The following is an 18,730-nucleotide window of genomic DNA, read 5'->3' as shown; positions in this document are numbered from 1 at the left end:
ACTTTCCGACGAAGTGCACATTGATCGCCCTTCCGCAGATGTCTGACGAGTGTGCTGGGAGATTGATGAGAACTGCTGAGAACCGTATGTCCGACCACGATATTTTGAGTGATGCCGAGCGCGAGGCGCTGAGCGCTGTGATGCTGGAACCTGATTTACCGCCACAACGCGTGCTGATCGTTGACGACGACAAGGACGCACGCGAACTGCTGGCGGAAATCCTGGGGCTGGACGGTATTCGCTGCATGACCGCCGACAGTGGTGAGGCGGCGTGGGATTTGTTGAAGTCGAGCAGCTCCATCGGTTTGCTGATCACCGACCTGCGCATGGCGCCCAGCAATGGCCTGGAACTGATCCGACAAGTGCGTGAGTCTACTCGGGCGGCGCTGCCGATCATCATCATGTCCGGGGACGCCGAAGCGCCGGATGTGATTGATGCGATGCATTTGAGTGTGGTGGACTTTCTACTTAAACCGATTGATAGCGTGAAGTTGGCGAAGTTGGTGAAGCGGGAATTGGGGATGGGGCAGTAGGGACCGTTGGTCGATCTTGTTTCAGAACTGTCAACTTTCACAGTAGAGGTCGATTGAAGACTCTTGTTTACTGATTTTGAGAGCACTGACCGGTGTTCAGTACTTCAAAACTTCGTGAACAGGAGCTTTGCCATGAACACAAAGCACACGCCCATCGATGAAAAGCAATTGCAGGACGCTAAATCCACCACTCATGGTTCGGCCGCGCTCACTATTGCGCGGAACGGGGTAATTGATGCCATCGAGGCGGGGACATATGGGTACTTCTCGTGGATCGGGTATTCTAAGACATACGAAAATGGTGACTACTTAGCCGGAAGTTTTGATTACGGACACGACTTACCGCCCGGGACACACGTCCGGGAGTTTCCGGATCTATATGCTTATCTAAACGATATCGACGGTGTTCAATATGGTGCTGGCCATATCAAAGCGGGCAAGTTTACTGTGAAGGTAGAGCGCAGCGGTCAGTACTTCAAACATGATGTGGTGGTGGAGGGCGTTACGTTTGAGCATGCTGGCCAAATAGTCGTTATCGACGGAGAACTTTCAGTCTCTTCTAACGATGAATAGTCCGCGTGACATCTATAAATGAAAAAGCCCTGGTCACTCGACCAGGGCTTTTTCATATACGCGATTAATTACAGACCATTCCTGGCCTTGAACTCCCGACGCCGACGGTGCAACACCGGCTCGGTATAGCCATTCGGCTGCTTCGTCCCTTCAATCACCAACTCCACCGCTGCCTGGAACGCGATGTTGCTGTCGAAATCCGGTGCCAGCGGGCGATACAACGTATCCCCGGCATTCTGACGGTCCACCACCGGCGCCATGCGCTTGAGGCTTTCCATCACTTGGGCTTCAGTGACGATGCCGTGGCGCAGCCAGTTGGCGATGTGCTGGCTGGAGATGCGCAGGGTGGCGCGGTCTTCCATCAGGCCCACGTCGTTGATGTCCGGCACTTTCGAGCAGCCGACACCCTGGTCGATCCAGCGCACTACATAGCCAAGGATGCCCTGGGCGTTGTTGTCCAGCTCGTTGCGGATTTCTTCGTCAGACCAATCGGTGTTGCTGGCCAGAGGAATCGTCAGGATGTCGTCCACCGACGCACGCTCGCGCTTAGTCAACTCGGCCTGGCGGGCGAATACATCGACCTTGTGGTAGTGCAACGCGTGCAGCGCAGCCGCGGTCGGCGACGGCACCCAGGCAGTGTTGGCGCCTGCCAATGGGTGGGCGATTTTCTGTTCAAGCATCGCCGCCATCAGGTCGGGCATGGCCCACATGCCTTTACCGATTTGCGCGCGACCTTGCAGGCCGGTACTCAAACCGATATCGACGTTCCAGTTTTCGTAGGCGCCGATCCATTTTTCCGCCTTCATCGCGGCCTTGCGCACCATTGCGCCGGCTTCCATCGAGGTGTGGATCTCGTCGCCGGTACGGTCGAGGAAGCCGGTATTGATAAACACCACGCGCTCGCTGGCCGCCTTGATGCAGGCCTTGAGGTTGACCGTGGTGCGGCGCTCCTCGTCCATGATCCCGACTTTCAGCGTGTTACGCGGCAGGTTCAGCACGTCTTCGATGCGGCCGAAAAGCTCGTTGGTGAACGCGGCTTCTTCCGGGCCGTGCATCTTTGGTTTAACGATGTACACGGAACCGCTGCGGCTGTTCTTGCGGCTGTTGTTGCCGTTGAGGCTGTGGATAGCCGCGAGGCTGGTGATCAGCCCATCGAGAATGCCTTCCGGTACTTCGTTGCCGTCTTTGTCGAGGATCGCGTCAATGGTCATCAGATGACCCACATTGCGCACGAACAACAGCGAACGACCGTGCAGCGTGACGTCCTGGCCATCCACACCGGTATAAACGCGGTCGGGGTTCATGGTGCGAGTGAAGGTCTTGCCGCCCTTGGCCACTTCTTCGGCCAGGTCGCCCTTCATTAGGCCGAGCCAGTTGCGGTAGATCACCACTTTGTCGTCGGCATCGACGGCGGCGACGGAGTCTTCGCAGTCCATGATGGTGGTCAGCGCGGCTTCCATCAGCACATCTTTGACGCCGGCGGCGTCGGTCTGGCCGACCGGGGTGCTGGCGTCGATCTGGATTTCGAAGTGCAGGCCATTGTGTTTCAGCAGGATCGCAATCGGCTCCGCCGCAGGGCCCTGGAAACCGATCAACTGTGCGTCATCGCGCAGGCCGCTGTTGCTGCCGCCCTTGAGGCTGACGATCAGCGTGCCGTCGACGATCTTGTAGCCGGTCGAATCGGCGTGGCTGCCGGCGCTGAGCGGTGCGGCCTCATCGAGAAAGGCGCGGGCGAAGGCGATGACCTTGTCGCCGCGCACCTTGTTGTAGCCCTGGCCCTTTTCGGCACCGTCGGCTTCGCTGATGGCATCGGTGCCATACAGCGCGTCGTACAGCGAGCCCCAGCGCGCATTCGAGGCGTTGAGGGCGAAACGGGCATTCATCACCGGCACCACCAGCTGCGGGCCGGCCATGCGAGCGATCTCGTCATCGACGTTTTGGGTCGTGGCCTGGAAATCCGCGGCTTCTGGCAGCAGGTATCCAATATCTTGCAGGAAGGCTTTGTAAGCCACCGGGTCGTGCGCCTGGCCTGCGTGGGTCTGGTGCCAGGTATCGATCCGCGCTTGGAAATCGTCGCGTTTGGCGAGTAGGGCTTTGTTCTTCGGTGCCAGGTCGTGGATGACCTTGTCGGCACCGGCCCAGAACTGGTCGGCAGTAATGCCGGTGCCGGGAATGGCTTCGTTGTTCACGAAGTCGAACAGGACTTTGGCGACCTGCAGGCCACCGACTTGAACGTGTTCAGTCATTGCTTGCCTCACTCTGCGGAGCTTATGCGCTTTTTCAGATGTTCATTATGTAGTGCACGGTTGGGCATACTACATGATGACTTGCGGTTGTGAAAATTAGACTAAATACGTCGTTTAGCGACCCACTTTGGTCGTACGGTCACAGCGGAGAACCGGATGTTCTCAAAAAACTATTGGATTGTTCCAGATAAATATAAAAATGGTACACGATTTGTTATCGAGGGCCTTCCGGTCCACCTTGTAGATTGAATTCCTGAGGGCGTTGCCATGGACCATCTTGTACTCACAATTATCGCTGCCGACAAACCCGGCCTTGTTGAACGCATCGCGCAGAACATCGCCGCCCACGGTGGCAACTGGCTGGAAAGCCGCATGGCGCACATGGCCGGGCAGTTTGCCGGGATCCTGCGGGTCGGCGTGCCTACAGAGAACCGTCAGGCGTTGGTCGGGGCGCTGGAGGATTTATCCACCCATGGCATTCGTGTGCTGGTGGGCGAGGGCAGCAGCGGGCAGGCCTCGGCTTCCAAATCGATCATGATGACGCTGGTGGGCAATGACCGTGCGGGCATTGTGCGCGAGATCACGGCGCTGCTGAGCAAGCAGGGCGTGAACCTGGAGAGCCTGAGCACCGATGTGCGCCCGGCGCCCATGAGCGGCGATCCGTTGTTTACCGCCGAGGCGTCGTTGCAGGTGCCGACAGCGTTATCCCTGGATACCTTGCAGTTGTCCCTGGAAACCCTGGCCGATGACTTGATGGTGGAACTGCACCACGAGGAATGATCTGCCCACAGGGTTATGCATGGAAATCTTGCATGGGCCTGTGGATAACCTGTAGAGACCCGGCGCCATGCCACACCGGCCGGGCTTCTCTGGCATCTGAGCAAAAAACGAGCAATTTCAAAAGCTTGTGCACAAATGGCGGGGATCAGGTTGTGGATAACCTTGGGGTGGATGCCTGCAAGCCCCGCCCGCTGTGGCTTGCAGAGGTTTGTACGTTATTTGATCAGCGTTTGCGCGCGCTGAGCCAGATATCCACGCTGTACACCACCAGGCCCGCCCAGATGAAGGCGAAGGCGGTCAGGGTGCTCGGCGCCAGGTGTTCGCCGAACAACAGCACGGCTTCGAGCAATACCAGAGTCGGTGCAACGTACTGCAAAAAGCCCAATGCAGTGTAGGGCAAATGCCGTGCGGCGGCGTTGAAACACACCAGCGGGATCAGCGTCACCGGGCCAGCCGCCACCAGCCACCAGGCTTCGGACGTACTCCAGAACGCCATTTGCGCGCTATGGGCGGTTGGGTTGAACAGCAGCCAGGCAATTGCAATCGGCACCAGCATCCAGGTTTCCACCACCAGTCCCGGCAGCGCCTTGACCGGCGCCTGTTTGCGAATCAGCCCGTAGAAGCCAAAGGTCAATGCCAACACCAGCGACACCCAAGGCAAGCTGCCCACCTGCCACACCTGTTGTGCCACCCCCATCGCAGCCAATCCGACTGCGGCCCACTGCAAGCGGCGCAGACGCTCACCCAGGATCAGCATGCCCAGCAGCACGTTTACCAATGGGTTGATGTAGTAGCCCAGGCTTGCTTCCAGCATGCGCCCGGTGTTTACCGACCACACATAGGTCAGCCAGTTAGCCGCAATCAAAGACCCGCTGAGGGCCAGAATCGCAAGGCGCTTGGGGTTGTCGCGCAGCTCGCGGAACCAGCCAGGGTGCTTCCACACCATCAGCAGCAAACCGCCGAACAGCGCCGACCACAACACGCGGTGCACAATGATTTCGGCGGCAGGTACGCTGGCGATGGCTTTGAAATAGAGCGGGAACAGACCCCAGATGACATAGGCACTCAGGCCCAGGATGTACCCCTTGCGAGGGTTGGCGGCTTGCATTGCAGAATCCTTGCTTAGGCAACTAACAAAGTGGCGATTGTAGGGAAATCCGTGTCCCGGTCAAAACAGCTTCAATGGCTCTTCATTCAGGGCTGCCAATTGCTCGCGCAGCGCCAACACCTGATCGCCCCAATAACGCTCACTGCCAAACCACGGGAAGCTGTGGGGGAAAGCCGGGTCGTCCCAGCGCCGTGCCAGCCAGGCGCTGTAGTGCATCAGGCGCAAGGCGCGCAGGGGTTCGATCATCGCCAGTTCACGTGGGTCGAAGTCATGAAATTCCTGGTAGCCGTCCATCAATTCCGACAACTGGCCCAGACATTCCTGACGATCTCCGGCGAGCATCATCCACAGGTCCTGCACCGCGGGGCCCATGCGGCAGTCGTCCAGGTCGACGATGTGGAACATCTCGTCGCGACACATCATGTTGCCGGGGTGGCAATCGCCGTGCATGCGGATGTTCTTGTGCGGCGTGGCTTTGTACACCTCCTCCACACGCTTGAGCAGATCGCGGGCCACGGACTCGTAGGCGGGCAGCAGGCTCTTGGGGATGAAGTTGCCTTCCAGCAAGGTGGTGAGGGAGTCGTGACCGAAGTTCTTCACGCCCAGGGCTTCGCGGTGCTCGAACGGGCGGGTGGAACCCACCGCATGCAAACGGCCGAGCAATTGCCCGAGGCGATACAGTTGATCGAGATTGCCCGGCTCCGGCGCACGGCCGCCACGGCGGGGAAACAGAGTGAAGCGGAAACCGGCGTGTTCGAACAGGCTTTCGCCGTTGTGGATAAGTGGCGCGACCACCGGTACTTCGCATTCGGCCAGCTCGAAGGTGAAGCGGTGTTCTTCGAGGATCGCCTCGTTGGTCCAACGCTGTGGCCGATAGAACTTGGCGATCAGCGGTTCCGAGTCTTCGATGCCTACTTGATAAACGCGGTTTTCGTAGCTGTTGAGTGCCAGAACGCGAGCATCGCTGAGAAAACCGATGCTTTCGACAGCGTCGAGCACCAGATCGGGCGTAAGTGTTTCAAACGGGTGGGCCATGCGAACTCCTGCGCGCAGCAGGGCGCCGCGTCCGGCCGGGTATGGTAACGCACACAAGCATAGATAGGTGGTGACTGTGGGGACGCCTTCGCGAGCAAGCCCGCTCCCACATTCGACCGCATTCTCATGCTGGCACTCGGTCAAGTGTGGGAGCGGGCTTATCAGGCGCCGACTATCCCACCATCATCCCTACGAATCGCCATCACCGACGACCGCGGCTTGCCATTCGGCAGATGCTCCGGCCAGGTCGAACCGCCGCTTTCGCCCGGGTGCTGGATCCCCACGAACAGCGTCTTCTGATCCGGCGAGAAACTGATGCCTGTCACTTCACAGGCCACCGGACCGACCATGAAGCGGCGGATTTCCCCGGTGGACGGGTCGGCACACAGCATCTGGTTGTTGCCCATCCCCGCGAAGTCGCCGGCATTGCTGTAGTCGCCGTCGGTAAGGATCCACAAGCGCCCGGCCTTGTCGAACCCCAGGCCATCGGGGCTGTTGAACATGTTCTGCGGGTTGATATTCGACGAGCCGCTCTTCGGTGTGCCCGCATGGACGCCGGGGTTGCCGGCCACCACAAACAGGTCCCAAGTGAATTCCATACTGCCGTGGTTATCGGCATCTGCCTTCCAGCGCAGGATCTGACCGTAGACGTTTTTCTCGCGCGGGTTGGGGCCGCCCACCGGCTGGCCGTCTTCACCGCGCTTGGCGTTGTTGGTGAGGGTGCAATAGACCTGGCCATCGGTGGGGCTGACCACAATCCATTCCGGGCGGTCCATGCGCGTGGCTTTCACCACGCTGGCGGCGAGGCGCGCGTGGATCAGCACTTCGGCCTGGCTGGCGAAGCCGGTGCTGGCGTCGATGCCGTTTTTGCCGTGGGTCAACTCGACCCATTGGCCTTTGCCCTTGGGATGGTCGGCGTTGCCGTCGCCCGCATCGAAGATCGCCACATACAGGGTGCCGTGATCGAGCAGGTCTTTGTTGGCCTTGGGGTTCTTGTGGTTGATCTTGTCGCGGCTGACGAACTTGTAGATGAATTCGCCGCGCTCATCGTCGCCCATGTACACCACGGCGCGGCCGTCGCGGGTTTCGGCCAGGGCGGCGTTTTCGTGCTTGAAGCGGCCCAGGGCAGTGCGCTTGACCGGGGTGGATTGCGGATCGAACGGGTCGATTTCCACGACCCAGCCGTGGCGGTTGAGTTCGTTGGGGTTCTTGGCTATATCGAAGCGCGGGTCGTGCTGGTGCCAGTTGATGTCTTTGCTGGCGGCGACCACGCCATAACGTTTCTGCCCGGCGTCGAAGGTCTGTTGTGGGTTGCTGCTGCCGAAGCAGTCGGTGAAGTTCTCTTCACACGTCAGATAAGTGCCCCATGGTGTCTTACCGTTGGCGCAGTTCTGGAAAGTGCCCAGGGCCTTTTTGCCGGATTTGTCGGCGCTGGTTTTCAACCAGGCGTGGCCGGCGGCGGGGCCGCTGAGGCGGATCGGCGAGTTGCCGTGGATGCGGCGGTTGTAGCGCGAGTCCTGCACGAACTGCCAGGTGTCGCCCTTGCGCCGTACTTCGATCACCGAGACGCCTTCGCTGGCCTGGGCCTTGTGCACGTCTTCGGCCGATTGCGGCGCGCCGCCGTGGGCGAAGAGGTAGCGGTAGTTGGTGTATTCGTTGTTGATCGCCATCAGCGCGCGATTGTCGTCGCCGGGGAAGGCGAACAGGCTCATGCCGTCGTTATTGTCGCCGAACTGCTGTTCCTGAGCCTTGGCCGTGCCGTTGCCGGACGGGTCGAAGGCCGGCGCGTTCTTGCTCAGCGGCTGGCCCCAGCTGATCAGCACCGAAGCGCTATAGCCCGGCGGCAACGTAATGGCGTCGCTGGTGGCAGCGGCGATGCTGGTGAAACCCAGCAACGGACTGGCGCTGGCGGCGTTGACGGCCAGGGCGCTGCGGGTCAGCAGGTTGCCACCCAGGAACATCGCGGCACCGCACAGGGCACCGGCGCCGATAAAGCGGCGGCGGGTGAGGCCGACCATCTGTTCAAGGTCGGTGGCTTGGTTTTCTTCTAATAGGCTCATCTCAGGCTCCCTGCGGTTTTTGCAAACACCATAAGGAGCGGGCGTGACGAAATTGTTGCAGTTTAAATAGCGGGCCGCTTATACCGGCGTGCCAAGCAGCACATTGCTCGGTGCAACTTGCACCTGGATCGCTTTGCCTTCAGTCACGCGCAGCGCCTTGAGCGTGTCGGGCTGCGCCAGGGCGCATAAAACCTGGCCGTTGGGCAGGGTAACGCGCACTTCGCTGGGCCCGTCCGAGGCGTCGAGAATGGCGTCGATGATGCCGCTCATGCAATTGTGTCCAGTTGTTGCGAAGGCCTCGGGGGCGAGCAATTCCAGCCAGCCCGCTTTGATCAGTGCGACCACCTCCACGCCGGTTTCCAATTCCAGCCGCTGCGTACTGTCGTGGGTGATCTGCGCAGCCAGGGTCAGCCCACCCGCCAGTTGCAGGCGGATCAGGTCATTGCGGCCATGTTGCTCGATGGCGACGACCTGACCATGCAGTTGATTACGCGCGCTGGTGCGCAGCATCAAACGGCCGAGCAGGTGGAAATCACTGGCGGCTTCGTCCGAGCCCAGCACTTCGGCCTGCAACACTTGCAGGCGCTGATAAAGACGTAACACCCGCTCACCTTCTGTCGTCAGCTTGGCGCCACCTCCCCCTTTGCCGCCGACACTGCGTTCCACCAAGGGCTTTTGCGCCAGATTGTTCAGCTCGTCGATGGCATCCCATGCCGCCTTGTAACTCAAGCCCGCGCTTTTAGCCGCGCGGGTAATGGAGCCCTGTTCGGCGATATGCGCGAGCAAGGCAATGCGCTGGGGGCGGCGGATGATGTGTTGGCTGAGGGGCGTTGGCAGAGACATGGCGATGCGCTTCGATGTGATGGGCCGAACGTTGCGGGCAAGGTGGGTTGGAGTCAAGTCAACTGCCTGGTTTGGGCGTGCGCGCCAGGCAGTACACATCGACCTGTCGTGCCCCGGCATTCATCAACAATCGCGCCAGGCTGTGGGCGGTGGCGCCGGTGGTGAGTACGTCATCCACCAATGCAAAGTGACGACCTTGCACCTGGGCGTCGGGTGCCAGGGCGAAGGCGCCGAGCAGGTTGCGTTTGCGGGTCTTGGCATCGAGGGCTTGTTGGGCGACGGTTTCATGGGGGCGTAACAACAGGTGTTCATCGTGGGGAATACTCAAGTTGCTGCTGAGCCAATGCGCCAGCATCAAGGCCTGGTTATAGCCGCGTTCACGCAGGCGCTTGCGCGCCAACGGCACCGGCAGCAGGCAGTCGGGGGGCGTGAGTCCGGTGGTGTCGAAGCGGTGTTGCAGGTGTTGCGCCAAAAGCTGCGCGAGCATTTGCCCAAGGGGCCAGCGTGCCTGGTGCTTGAAGCGGCTGATCAGGCTGTCGATGGGGAAACTGTAGGTCCAGGGTGCGATCACCTGGTTGAAGGCCGGCGGATGTTTCTGGCATTGGCCGCAGATCAAACCCTCCATCGGCAAGGGCAAGGCACATACGTCGCAGTGTTCCATCAGCCAGGGCAACTCAGTTTCGCAGACGTTACAGATACATTCGGCTGATTCCGTTGCCTCATCGCAGACTAAACATGTTTGTACGGTTTTTGACCAGATGTAAACCTTGTGTTTGTAGCCAGGTTGACAGTGCATGAATCTTCCTTAAATATGCCGAGCATCCGTGTCGTGCCTGTGGGTATTGCCCTCCCGCAGCGCTTGCCAAAGCATAATCAAGGAATCGCCCATGAGCGCCAGTACCACTGCCACTTTGCGTCACGATTGGTCACTCGCCGAAGTCAAAGCGCTGTTCGTGCAGCCGTTCAATGACCTGCTGTTCCAGGCGCAGACCGTGCACCGCGCGCATTTCGACGCCAACCGTGTGCAAGTGTCGACGCTGCTGTCGATCAAAACCGGTGCCTGCCCGGAAGATTGCAAATATTGTCCGCAGTCGGGCCACTACAACACGGGCCTGGAAAAAGAAAAGCTGATGGAAGTGCAGAAGGTCCTCGAAGAGGCTGCCCGCGCCAAGGCCATCGGTTCGACCCGCTTCTGCATGGGCGCCGCCTGGAAGCACCCGTCGGCCAAAGACATGCCCTACGTGCTGCAGATGGTTAAAGGCGTGAAAGCCATGGGCCTGGAAACCTGCATGACCCTCGGCCGCCTGGATCAGGACCAGACCGAAGCCCTGGCCCAGGCCGGCCTCGACTACTACAACCACAACCTCGACACGTCGCCGGAGTTCTACGGCAGCATCATCACTACCCGTACCTACAGCGAGCGCCTGCAAACCCTGGCTTACGTGCGTGATTCGGGGATGAAGATCTGCTCCGGCGGCATCCTTGGTATGGGCGAGTCCCTTGATGACCGCGCCAACCTGCTGATCCAACTGGCCAACCTGCCGGAGCATCCGGAGTCGGTGCCGATCAACATGTTGGTGAAAGTGGCCGGCACGCCGCTGGAAAACGCTGAGGACATCGACCCGTTCGACTTTATCCGCATGCTCGCCGTGGCGCGCATCCTGATGCCGAAGTCCCATGTGCGCCTGTCGGCCGGCCGTGAAGCGATGAACGAGCAGATGCAGGCCCTGGCGTTCTTTGCCGGTGCCAACTCGATCTTCTACGGTGACAAGTTGCTGACCACCGCCAACCCGCAGGCCGACAAGGACATGCAACTGTTCTCGCGCCTGGGCATCCTGCCGGAAGCCCGTGAAGAACACGCGGACGAGGTGCATCAGGCGGCGATCGAGCAGGCGTTGGTGGAGCAGAAGAGCAGCGCACAGTTCTACAACGCGGTCGTCTGATCTCACTTTGGAACACAGTTCAAATGTGGGAGCGTTAATCCTGCTTAATCGAGGCCAGCATGTCTTTCGATCTCGTCGCGCGCCTCGCTGCCCGCCGTGCCCAACACCTTTATCGCCAACGCCCGCTGCTGGACAGCCCCCAAGGCCCGGAAGTGGTGGTGGACGGCCAGACGCTGCTGGCGTTCTGCAATAACGACTACCTGGGCCTGGCCAATCACCCGCAGGTGATCGAAGCCTGGCGCGCCGGTGCGTCCCGATGGGGCGTGGGCGGTGGCGCTTCGCACTTGGTGGTTGGGCATGCCACGCCGCACCATGAGCTGGAAGAAGCCCTGGCGGACCTCACCGGTCGCCCGCGTGCGCTGCTGTTTACCACTGGCTACATGGCCAACCTCGGCGCAGTCACGGCGTTGGTGGGGCAGGGCGATACAGTGCTGGAAGACCGCCTCAACCATGCTTCGCTATTGGATGCAGGCTTGCTCTCCGGTGCGCGCTTCAACCGCTACCTGCACAACGACGCTGCCAGCCTGGCCAAACGCCTAGAGAAAGCCACCGGCAACACGCTGGTGGTCACCGATGGCGTGTTCAGCATGGACGGCGATCTGGCAGACCTGCCCGCGCTGGCCCGTGAAACCAAGGCCAAAGGTGCCTGGTTAATGGTGGATGACGCCCACGGCTTCGGGCCGCTGGGCGCCCACGGTGGTGGCATCGTCGAACATTTCGGCCTGAGTCAGGACGACGTGCCGGTACTGGTCGGCACCCTCGGCAAGGCGTTCGGCACGGCCGGCGCTTTTGTGACCGGCAGTGAAGACCTGGTCGAAAGCCTGATCCAGTTCGCCCGCCCGTACATCTATACCACCAGCCAGCCGCCAGCCCTGGCCTGCGCCACCTTGAAAAGCCTGGAACTGCTGCGCACCGAACATTGGCGGCGCGAGCATCTCAATAGTCTGATCCGCCGGTTCCGCCAGGGTGCCGAGCAGCTTGGGCTGGACCTGATAGACAGTTTCACACCGATCCAGCCGATCCTGATCGGCGACAGCGCCAAGGCCATGCGCCTGTCGCAGCTGCTGCGCGAACGCGGCTTGATGGTGACCGCGATCCGCCCGCCTACTGTGCCCGCGGGTAGCGCCCGTTTGCGGGTGACCTTGACGGCGGCCCACACCGAGGCGCAGGTGCAGCTATTGTTAAATGCATTGGAGGCGTGTTTCCGCGTATTAAGCCGTTCGGAGCCTGACCATGCGTGATCGACTGATATTGCTGCCCGGCTGGGGGCTTGGTGTATCGCCGCTGGAACCTTTGGCCGCCGCCTTGCAAGGCCTGGACGAACATCTGCAGGTGCAGATCGAGCCGCTGCCCGCGCTGGGTTCCAGTGATCTGGTTGAATGGCTCGACGAACTCGACGCCACGCTGCCGGACAACGCCTGGCTAGGTGGCTGGTCCTTGGGCGGCATGCTCGCTTCGGAACTGGCGGCACGGCGCGGCGAGCGTTGTTGCGGCTTGTTGACTCTGGCGAGCAATCCCTGTTTCGTCGCCCATGAAGGGTGGCCGAGTGCGATGCCCGCCGAGACCTTCGATGCGTTTCTAGCCGGTTGCCATGCCGATTCCCAAGTCACCCTCAAGCGCTTCGGTTTGCTGTGTGCCAAAGGCGCCGAAGACCCGCGTGGCTTGTCGCGCTTGTTGGTCAGCGGCGCACCAAATTCGCCTTCCAGTGTACTGATGCCCGGCCTCGAACTGCTCGCTCAACTCGACACCCGCGAAGCCTTGCTGGCCTATCGAGGTCCGCAGTTGCACCTGTTCGCCGGTCGGGATGGGTTGGTGCCCGCCGAAGCCGCCAGTGACTTGCTGGCGCTGCTGCCCGATGTTGAAATCGGCCTGATTGAACAGGCCGGCCACGCTTTTCTTCTGGAAGACCCCCACGGTGTTGCGGGGGCCATTCAGGCCTTTTTGCATGAGTGCGTCGATGACTGATTTATCCCACGCCCCGCTGCCAGGCGTGTTGCCCGACAAGCGCCAGGTGGCGGCGTCGTTTTCCCGTGCCGCTGCCAGTTACGACAGCGTTGCTGAGTTGCAACGGGAAGTGGGCCGCCAATTGCTTGCGCGTTTACCGGCTGATATCGCGCCCCAACGTTGGTTGGATATGGGCTGCGGCACCGGTTATTTCAGCCGCGCGCTGGCAGAACGTTTGCCCCTCAGCCATGGCATTGCACTGGATATCGCAGAAGGCATGCTTAATCACGCGCGGCCTCTGGGTGGTGCGCAACACTTTATCGCTGGCGACGCCGAACGCTTGCCGCTTAAAGCTGACAGCTTGGCGCTGCTCTTCTCCTCCCTCGCGGTACAGTGGTGCGCGAACTTCGAGGCGGTGCTCAGCGAGGCCTATCGCGTGTTGCAACCTGGCGGCGTGCTGGCGTTCGCCAGCCTGTGTGTGGGCACCCTGGAAGAGCTGCGCGAAAGCTGGCGCGCGGCGGATGGCCTGGTTCACGTCAATCGCTTCCGTACGTTCGAGGCTTATCAGAGACTGTGTGCGGACAGCGGTCTGCGGGTGGTCAGCCTGGAGCGTCGTCCCCACGTGCTGCATTACCCGGATGTGCGCAGCCTCACCCATGAATTGAAAGCGTTGGGCGCTCACAACCTCAACCCCGGCCGGCCGGGAGGGTTGACGGGACGCGCACGGATTGTTGCACTGGTGCAAGCTTATGAGCAGTTCCGCCAGGCCGAGGGCCTGCCGGCGACTTACCAAGTGGTGTATGCCGTACTGGAGAAACCTCTATGAGCGCCGCTTACTTCATCACCGGGACCGACACCGACGTCGGCAAGACCACCGTTGCCGCCGGCCTGTTACACGCTGCGCGGCAAGCCGGCAGAAGCACGGCGGCCGGTAAGCCCGTGGCATCCGGCTGCCAGCTCACGCCCAAGGGCTTGCGCAACGCCGATGCTTTGGCGCTGTTGGCCGAATGTTCGTTGCCCTTGAGTTATGCCGAGGTCAACCCGGTGGCGTTCGAACCGGCTATCGCGCCGCATCTGGCGGCGCGGGAGGCGGGTGTATCGCTGACAGTGCAATCCTTGCTCAAGCCCATGCAACAGATTCTGGCGCGAAAAGCGGATTTCACCTTGATCGAAGGCGCAGGCGGTTGGCGCGTGCCACTGGCTGATCAGGCGAACCTTTCGGATCTGGCCGTGGCGCTCAAGCTGCCGGTGATTTTGGTAGTAGGCGTGCGTCTGGGTTGCATCAGCCATGCCTTGCTCACCGCCGAAGCCATCGCCCGCGACGGTTTGCAGTTGGCCGGTTGGGTGGCGAATATCATCGACCCCAAAACCTCCCGTCTGGAAGAAAACCTCGCCACGTTGGCCGAGCGGCTGCCCGCGCCGTGCCTGGGCCGCGTGCCGAAACTAAAGCACGCGGGGGCTGAAGCCGTGGCGGAATACTTGCAACTGGACCTGCTTGACTGATTTTGACTATCGACAAGGCATTATGCCATTAGTGTTTTTGACGGGCGTTCCTCGGGCAACTCTGCTTCAATCACGGTTCACGATTCTCTAAAGGCAGGCTTACGCCATGGAAATCTCTGGAAGCAGTGCGTTTTACTCGGGCCTGAGCAGTATTCAGACCGGGCAGAACCGGGTCGACCAGGCCGCCGGTAAAATTGCCAGCGCCGCGACGACCCAGCCATCGGATGCGCAAAGTGACCGCCTGCAAGCCAACGACCGCGCCCAGCCGTCAAACTCGGCCAGCAACATGGTCGAAATGGCCCAAGGCAAGTTCCAAGTGGAGCTCGGCGCAAAAGTCGCCAAGGCTTCGGATGAAATGCTCGGCACCCTGATCGACACCTACGCGTAATCCTCTCTCTGTCTGCTCCTTGGCTTTTCTGTGGGAGTGGGCTTGCTCGCGAAAGCGGTCTTTCAGCCAATACATCGGTTGACTGATCCAGCGCTTTCGCGAGCAAGCCCGCTCCCGCATTTGTTCTGCGTCATCCCTCTGAACTTCTATTATTTCTGAACGCCTTGTGGCATCTCGCCGCAGGCTTCGCTATGCGCGCCTTTGATTCACGTCATGACAAACGGCATCCGGACGACGCTTGACATCCCCAGGTGGTAAACGTATGTTTCAAACACCTGTTTGACCGCCACATCACATCCACGCGGTTGTTCATTCCAGATACATCAGCAGAGGTTTATCGCTATGCCTGACTACAAGGCCCCCTTGCGTGATATTCGCTTCGTTCGTGACGAACTGCTTGGCTATGAAGCGCACTATCAGAGCCTGCCGGCTTGCCAGGACGCTACCCCGGACATGGTTGACGCCATCCTTGAAGAAGGCGCCAAGTTTTGTGAGCAAGTGCTGGCACCGCTGAACCGCGTGGGCGACATCGAAGGCTGCACCTGGAGTGAGTCGGGCGTTAAAACCCCAACCGGTTTCAAAGAAGCCTATAAACAATTCGTCGAAGGCGGCTGGCCAAGCCTGGCCCATGACGTGGAGCACGGCGGCCAAGGCCTGCCGGAATCCCTGGGCCTGGCCGTCAGCGAAATGGTTGGCGCCGCCAACTGGTCGTGGGGCATGTACCCGGGCCTGTCCCACGGTGCGATGAACACCATCTCCGAGCACGGCACCCCCGAGCAGCAAGAGGCTTACCTGACCAAACTGGTGTCGGGCGAGTGGACCGGCACCATGTGCCTGACCGAGCCACACTGCGGCACCGACCTGGGCATGCTGCGCACCAAGGCCGAGCCTCAGGCGGACGGTTCCTACAAAGTCTCCGGCACCAAGATCTTCATCTCGGCCGGTGAACACGATATGGCCGACAACATCGTCCACATCGTACTGGCCCGCCTGCCGGATGCACCGGCCGGCACCAAAGGTATCTCGCTGTTCATCGTGCCGAAGTTCCTGCCGAACGCAGACGGTTCGATCGGCGCGCGCAACGCAGTGACCTGTGGCTCCCTGGAACACAAGATGGGCATCCATGGCAATGCCACCTGCGTGATGAACTTCGACGCGGCTACCGGTTTCCTGATCGGCCCGGCGAACAAAGGCCTGAACTGCATGTTCACCTTTATGAATACCGCCCGTCTGGGCACCGCGCTGCAAGGCCTGTCTCACGCCGAGATCGGCTTCCAGGGCGGCCTGAAATACGCTCGCGACCGCCTGCAAATGCGCTCCCTGACCGGCCCGAAAGCACCGGACAAAGCCGCTGACCCGATCATCGTGCACCCCGACGTGCGCCGCATGCTGCTGACCATGAAGGCCTTCGCCGAAGGCAACCGTGCGATGGTGTACTTCACCGCCAAGCAAGTGGACATCGTCAAGTACGGCACCGACGACGAAGCCAAGAAACAGGCCGATGGCCTCTTGGCGTTCATGACCCCGATCGCCAAGGCGTTCATGACCGAAGTCGGTTTTGAATCCGCCAACCACGGCGTGCAGATCTACGGCGGCCATGGCTTCATCGCCGAGTGGGGCATGGAGCAAAACGTTCGCGACAGCCGCATTTCGATGCTGTACGAAGGCACTACCGGCATCCAGGCTCTGGACCTGCTGGGCCGTAAAGTGCTGATGACCCAAGGCGAAGCGCTTAAGGGCTTCACCAAGATCGTGCACAAGTTCTGCCAGGCCAACGAAGGCAACGAAGCCGTCAAAGAATTCGTTGCACCGCTGGCTGCACTGAACAAAGAGTGGGGCGAGTTGACCATGAAGGTCGGCATGGCCGCGATGAAAGACCGCGAAGAAGTCGGTGCCGCCTCGGTGGACTACCTGATGTACTCCGGTTACGCGTGTCTGGCTTACTTCTGGGCCGACATGGCGCGCCTGGCTGCCGAGAAACTGGCTGCCGGCACCACCGAAGAGGCGTTCTACACCGCCAAGTTGCAGACTGCGCGCTTCTACTTCCAGCGCATCCTGCCGCGTACCATGGCCCATAAAGCCACCATGCTGTCGGGCGCCAACAATCTGATGGACATGAAAGAAGAAGACTTCGGCCTGGCTTACTAAGCCTACCGGGTTCACTTCCAGAGCCGCCGCTTCTTCACGGGAGCGGCGGCTTTTTTTGCTGTTAAGGGCGCGCGCGTTCATTCAGGCTGCCCACGTCATCGTTGACGACCTTCGCGAGCAAGTCCGCTTCCACAAAAAACTACCGTAGAGCGCTCAGGGATTGTGCTCGGCTGCCGTTACAGTGATGGCAATGTGATACATGCGTGCCAGGTTGTGCTTAACTGTCTACATAAAGGCACAGTGCCATCATTTTCTGCGGGTCGGAGTTTTACCCTTGTCGCGCGTGTCCGCTGTACGTTTCAGTCACTTTCTTCCTTCGTTGCTGCTCTTGCTGGCCGGGCTCTCGGCTGCGTACGTCAAGGACCTCAACGTCTTCTTTACCTCGCTGTTTAATGTGTTGCCGACTCTGGTGCTGTTACTCGGCGGTTCATACTGCGCGGTGTACCGCCGCCAGCGTGAACTGTTCCTGATGATCACGGTGTACATCGCCTACTTCCTGCTTGATACACAGACTGACTTCTACCGTGACAATGGCCGCGTGCGTGAAGATGCGGCGGTGGTATTCCACCTATGTTGCCTGCTGTTGCCGTTGTTGTTCAGTATCTACGCGCTATGGCAGGAAAAGACTCACCTGTTTCGCGACTTTGTCGCCCGTGGCGCGGTGTTGCTGGCGATCGGTAGCGTGGCGCTGGCGCTGGAACAAAGTTATCCCCAAGGCGTGCTGAACTGGCTGGCTGAAATTCGTTGGCCCGCGCTGCATGGCGCTTGGATGAGCTTGATCCAGCTGTCGTACCCGATGTTTCTGATCGGCTTTCTGACCCTGGTGGCGCAATACTGGTACCAGCCGCGGCCACTGCATGCGGCTCAGTTGGTGGGCTTGCTGGGCTTGTTCTGGATGTTGCCGCAGACCTTCATCCTGCCGTTCACCCTGAACATCATGTGCAGCCAAGTTATGCTGATGATCGCCGCCGGGGTGGCTCACGAGGCTTATCAAATGGCCTTTCGCGATGAGCTCACCGGTTTGCCGGGGCGTCGTGCGCTGAACGAGCGTATGCAACGGCTGGGGCGCAACTATGTGTTGGCGATGAGCGATGTAGACCACTTCAAGCGTTTCAACGACACCCATGGCCATGACGTCGGCGACCAGGTGCTGCGGCTGGTGGCGAGTAAGTTGTCCAAGGTCAACGGCGGCGGGCGTGCCTACCGCTACGGCGGTGAGGAGTTCGCCGTGGTGTTTGCCGGCAAGACGGTAGAAGAGTGCTTGCCGCACCTGGAGGAAATCCGCGAGATCATCGCCGACTACGATATCAAGCTACGCAACATGGATCGTCCTCAAGACGATCAACAGGGGCGTCAGCGTCGATCAGGCAGCGGGGCATCAAGTGTTTCGGTGACCATCAGCATCGGTGTGGCCGAACGTCAGGCCGAGCAGCGCACGCCGGAAGAGGTGCTCAAGTCCGCCGATCAGGCGCTTTACGCGGCCAAGGGCGCCGGGCGCAACTGCGTGGTGGCTGCCGGGCAAACCCGGCGTGGCGCCGTGCGCATGGAGAGCGCTGCCGGTTGAGTGATGGCGGTGTATTCAGCAGCGCTACAGTGATTGTCCGGTCTTGTTGCCAGCAGTAGGTT

17 protein-coding genes are annotated in these 18,730 nt (G+C 60.4%); 11 read left to right on the top strand and 6 right to left on the bottom strand.

Annotated elements, in window-relative coordinates:
* Positions 1–86 precede the first annotated feature (86 nt).
* On the top strand, positions 87–533 hold the full coding sequence (locus LVW35_RS26245; RefSeq protein WP_233892643.1) for a response regulator: 447 nt from the start codon (positions 87–89) through the stop codon (positions 531–533).
* A gap of 132 nt (positions 534–665) precedes the next feature.
* A complete protein-coding gene (locus LVW35_RS26240; RefSeq protein WP_233892642.1) occupies positions 666–1,106 on the top strand; it encodes a hypothetical protein in 441 nt (146 codons plus the stop codon).
* 68 nt (positions 1,107–1,174) lie between these two features.
* On the opposite strand, the gene LVW35_RS26235 is transcribed toward LVW35_RS26240, so the two are convergent.
* Positions 1,175–3,352 (bottom strand): malate synthase G, encoded by a 2,178-nt coding sequence (locus LVW35_RS26235; RefSeq protein ID WP_233892641.1) that lies wholly within the window; start codon positions 3,350–3,352, stop codon positions 1,175–1,177.
* Positions 3,353–3,619: 267 nt separating this feature from the next.
* On the opposite strand from LVW35_RS26235, the gene LVW35_RS26230 reads away from it, so the two are divergent.
* On the top strand, positions 3,620–4,132 hold the full coding sequence (locus LVW35_RS26230) for a glycine cleavage system protein R (protein WP_233892640.1): 513 nt from the start codon (positions 3,620–3,622) through the stop codon (positions 4,130–4,132).
* Positions 4,133–4,355: 223 nt separating this feature from the next.
* Here LVW35_RS26230 and rarD read toward each other — a convergent pair whose 3' ends face one another.
* The 5 genes from rarD to LVW35_RS26205 form a co-directional block, all read right to left on the bottom strand.
* Positions 4,356–5,240 carry an EamA family transporter RarD gene (rarD, locus tag LVW35_RS26225; protein WP_233892639.1) on the bottom strand — a complete coding sequence of 295 codons (885 nt, stop codon included), beginning with the start codon at positions 5,238–5,240 and terminating at the stop codon, positions 4,356–4,358.
* 60 nt (positions 5,241–5,300) lie between these two features.
* The gene (locus LVW35_RS26220) at positions 5,301–6,275 is read right to left on the bottom strand and encodes a serine/threonine protein kinase (protein WP_233892638.1); all 975 of its coding nucleotides are present in this window, start codon (positions 6,273–6,275) and stop codon (positions 5,301–5,303) included.
* Positions 6,276–6,436: 161 nt separating this feature from the next.
* Positions 6,437–8,335 carry a PhoX family protein gene (locus LVW35_RS26215; protein ID WP_233892637.1) on the bottom strand — a complete coding sequence of 633 codons (1,899 nt, stop codon included), beginning with the start codon at positions 8,333–8,335 and terminating at the stop codon, positions 6,437–6,439.
* 78 nt (positions 8,336–8,413) lie between these two features.
* The gene (locus tag LVW35_RS26210; RefSeq protein WP_233892636.1) at positions 8,414–9,178 is read right to left on the bottom strand and encodes a TOBE domain-containing protein; all 765 of its coding nucleotides are present in this window, start codon (positions 9,176–9,178) and stop codon (positions 8,414–8,416) included.
* Between the two features lie 58 nt (positions 9,179–9,236).
* Entirely contained in the window at positions 9,237–9,974 is a 738-nt protein-coding gene (locus tag LVW35_RS26205) for a ComF family protein (RefSeq protein WP_233892635.1), read from the bottom strand.
* A gap of 91 nt (positions 9,975–10,065) precedes the next feature.
* Here LVW35_RS26205 and bioB point away from each other — a divergent pair, with 91 nt between their 5' ends.
* The 8 genes from bioB (at position 10,066) to LVW35_RS26165 (ending at position 18,668) form a co-directional block, all read left to right on the top strand.
* On the top strand, positions 10,066–11,121 hold the full coding sequence (gene bioB, locus LVW35_RS26200; RefSeq protein ID WP_233892634.1) for a biotin synthase BioB: 1,056 nt from the start codon (positions 10,066–10,068) through the stop codon (positions 11,119–11,121).
* 59 nt (positions 11,122–11,180) lie between these two features.
* A complete protein-coding gene (bioF, locus tag LVW35_RS26195) occupies positions 11,181–12,362 on the top strand; it encodes an 8-amino-7-oxononanoate synthase (RefSeq protein WP_233892633.1) in 1,182 nt (393 codons plus the stop codon).
* A complete protein-coding gene (locus LVW35_RS26190; RefSeq protein ID WP_233892632.1) occupies positions 12,355–13,086 on the top strand; it encodes an alpha/beta fold hydrolase in 732 nt (243 codons plus the stop codon). Before bioF ends, LVW35_RS26190 begins: the two co-directional genes overlap by 8 nt.
* The gene (bioC, locus tag LVW35_RS26185) at positions 13,079–13,891 is read left to right on the top strand and encodes a malonyl-ACP O-methyltransferase BioC (protein WP_233892631.1); all 813 of its coding nucleotides are present in this window, start codon (positions 13,079–13,081) and stop codon (positions 13,889–13,891) included. Before LVW35_RS26190 ends, bioC begins: the two co-directional genes overlap by 8 nt.
* Positions 13,888–14,568: a dethiobiotin synthase gene (gene bioD / locus LVW35_RS26180; protein ID WP_233892629.1), complete on the top strand. Its 681-nt coding sequence runs from the start codon at positions 13,888–13,890 to the stop codon at positions 14,566–14,568. The genes bioC and bioD overlap by 4 nt, the downstream gene beginning before the upstream one ends.
* 106 nt (positions 14,569–14,674) lie before the next feature.
* Positions 14,675–14,956, top strand: a complete 282-nt coding sequence (locus LVW35_RS26175) for a hypothetical protein (RefSeq protein ID WP_016977847.1) — start codon at positions 14,675–14,677, stop codon at positions 14,954–14,956.
* Between the two features lie 342 nt (positions 14,957–15,298).
* Positions 15,299–17,104, top strand: coding sequence for a phenylacyl-CoA dehydrogenase (locus LVW35_RS26170; RefSeq protein ID WP_233892628.1), 1,806 nt, complete (start codon positions 15,299–15,301; stop codon positions 17,102–17,104).
* Positions 17,105–17,378: 274 nt separating this feature from the next.
* On the top strand, positions 17,379–18,668 hold the full coding sequence (locus LVW35_RS26165) for a GGDEF domain-containing protein (protein ID WP_233892627.1): 1,290 nt from the start codon (positions 17,379–17,381) through the stop codon (positions 18,666–18,668).
* Positions 18,669–18,730: the final 62 nt, after the last annotated feature.

Source organism: Pseudomonas sp. HN11 (assembly GCF_021390155.1).
In the GTDB taxonomy this organism is placed as follows: domain Bacteria; phylum Pseudomonadota; class Gammaproteobacteria; order Pseudomonadales; family Pseudomonadaceae; genus Aquipseudomonas.
The sequence above is the reverse complement of the archived record's forward strand: the minus strand, read 5'-3'. Positions and strand labels throughout refer to the sequence as shown.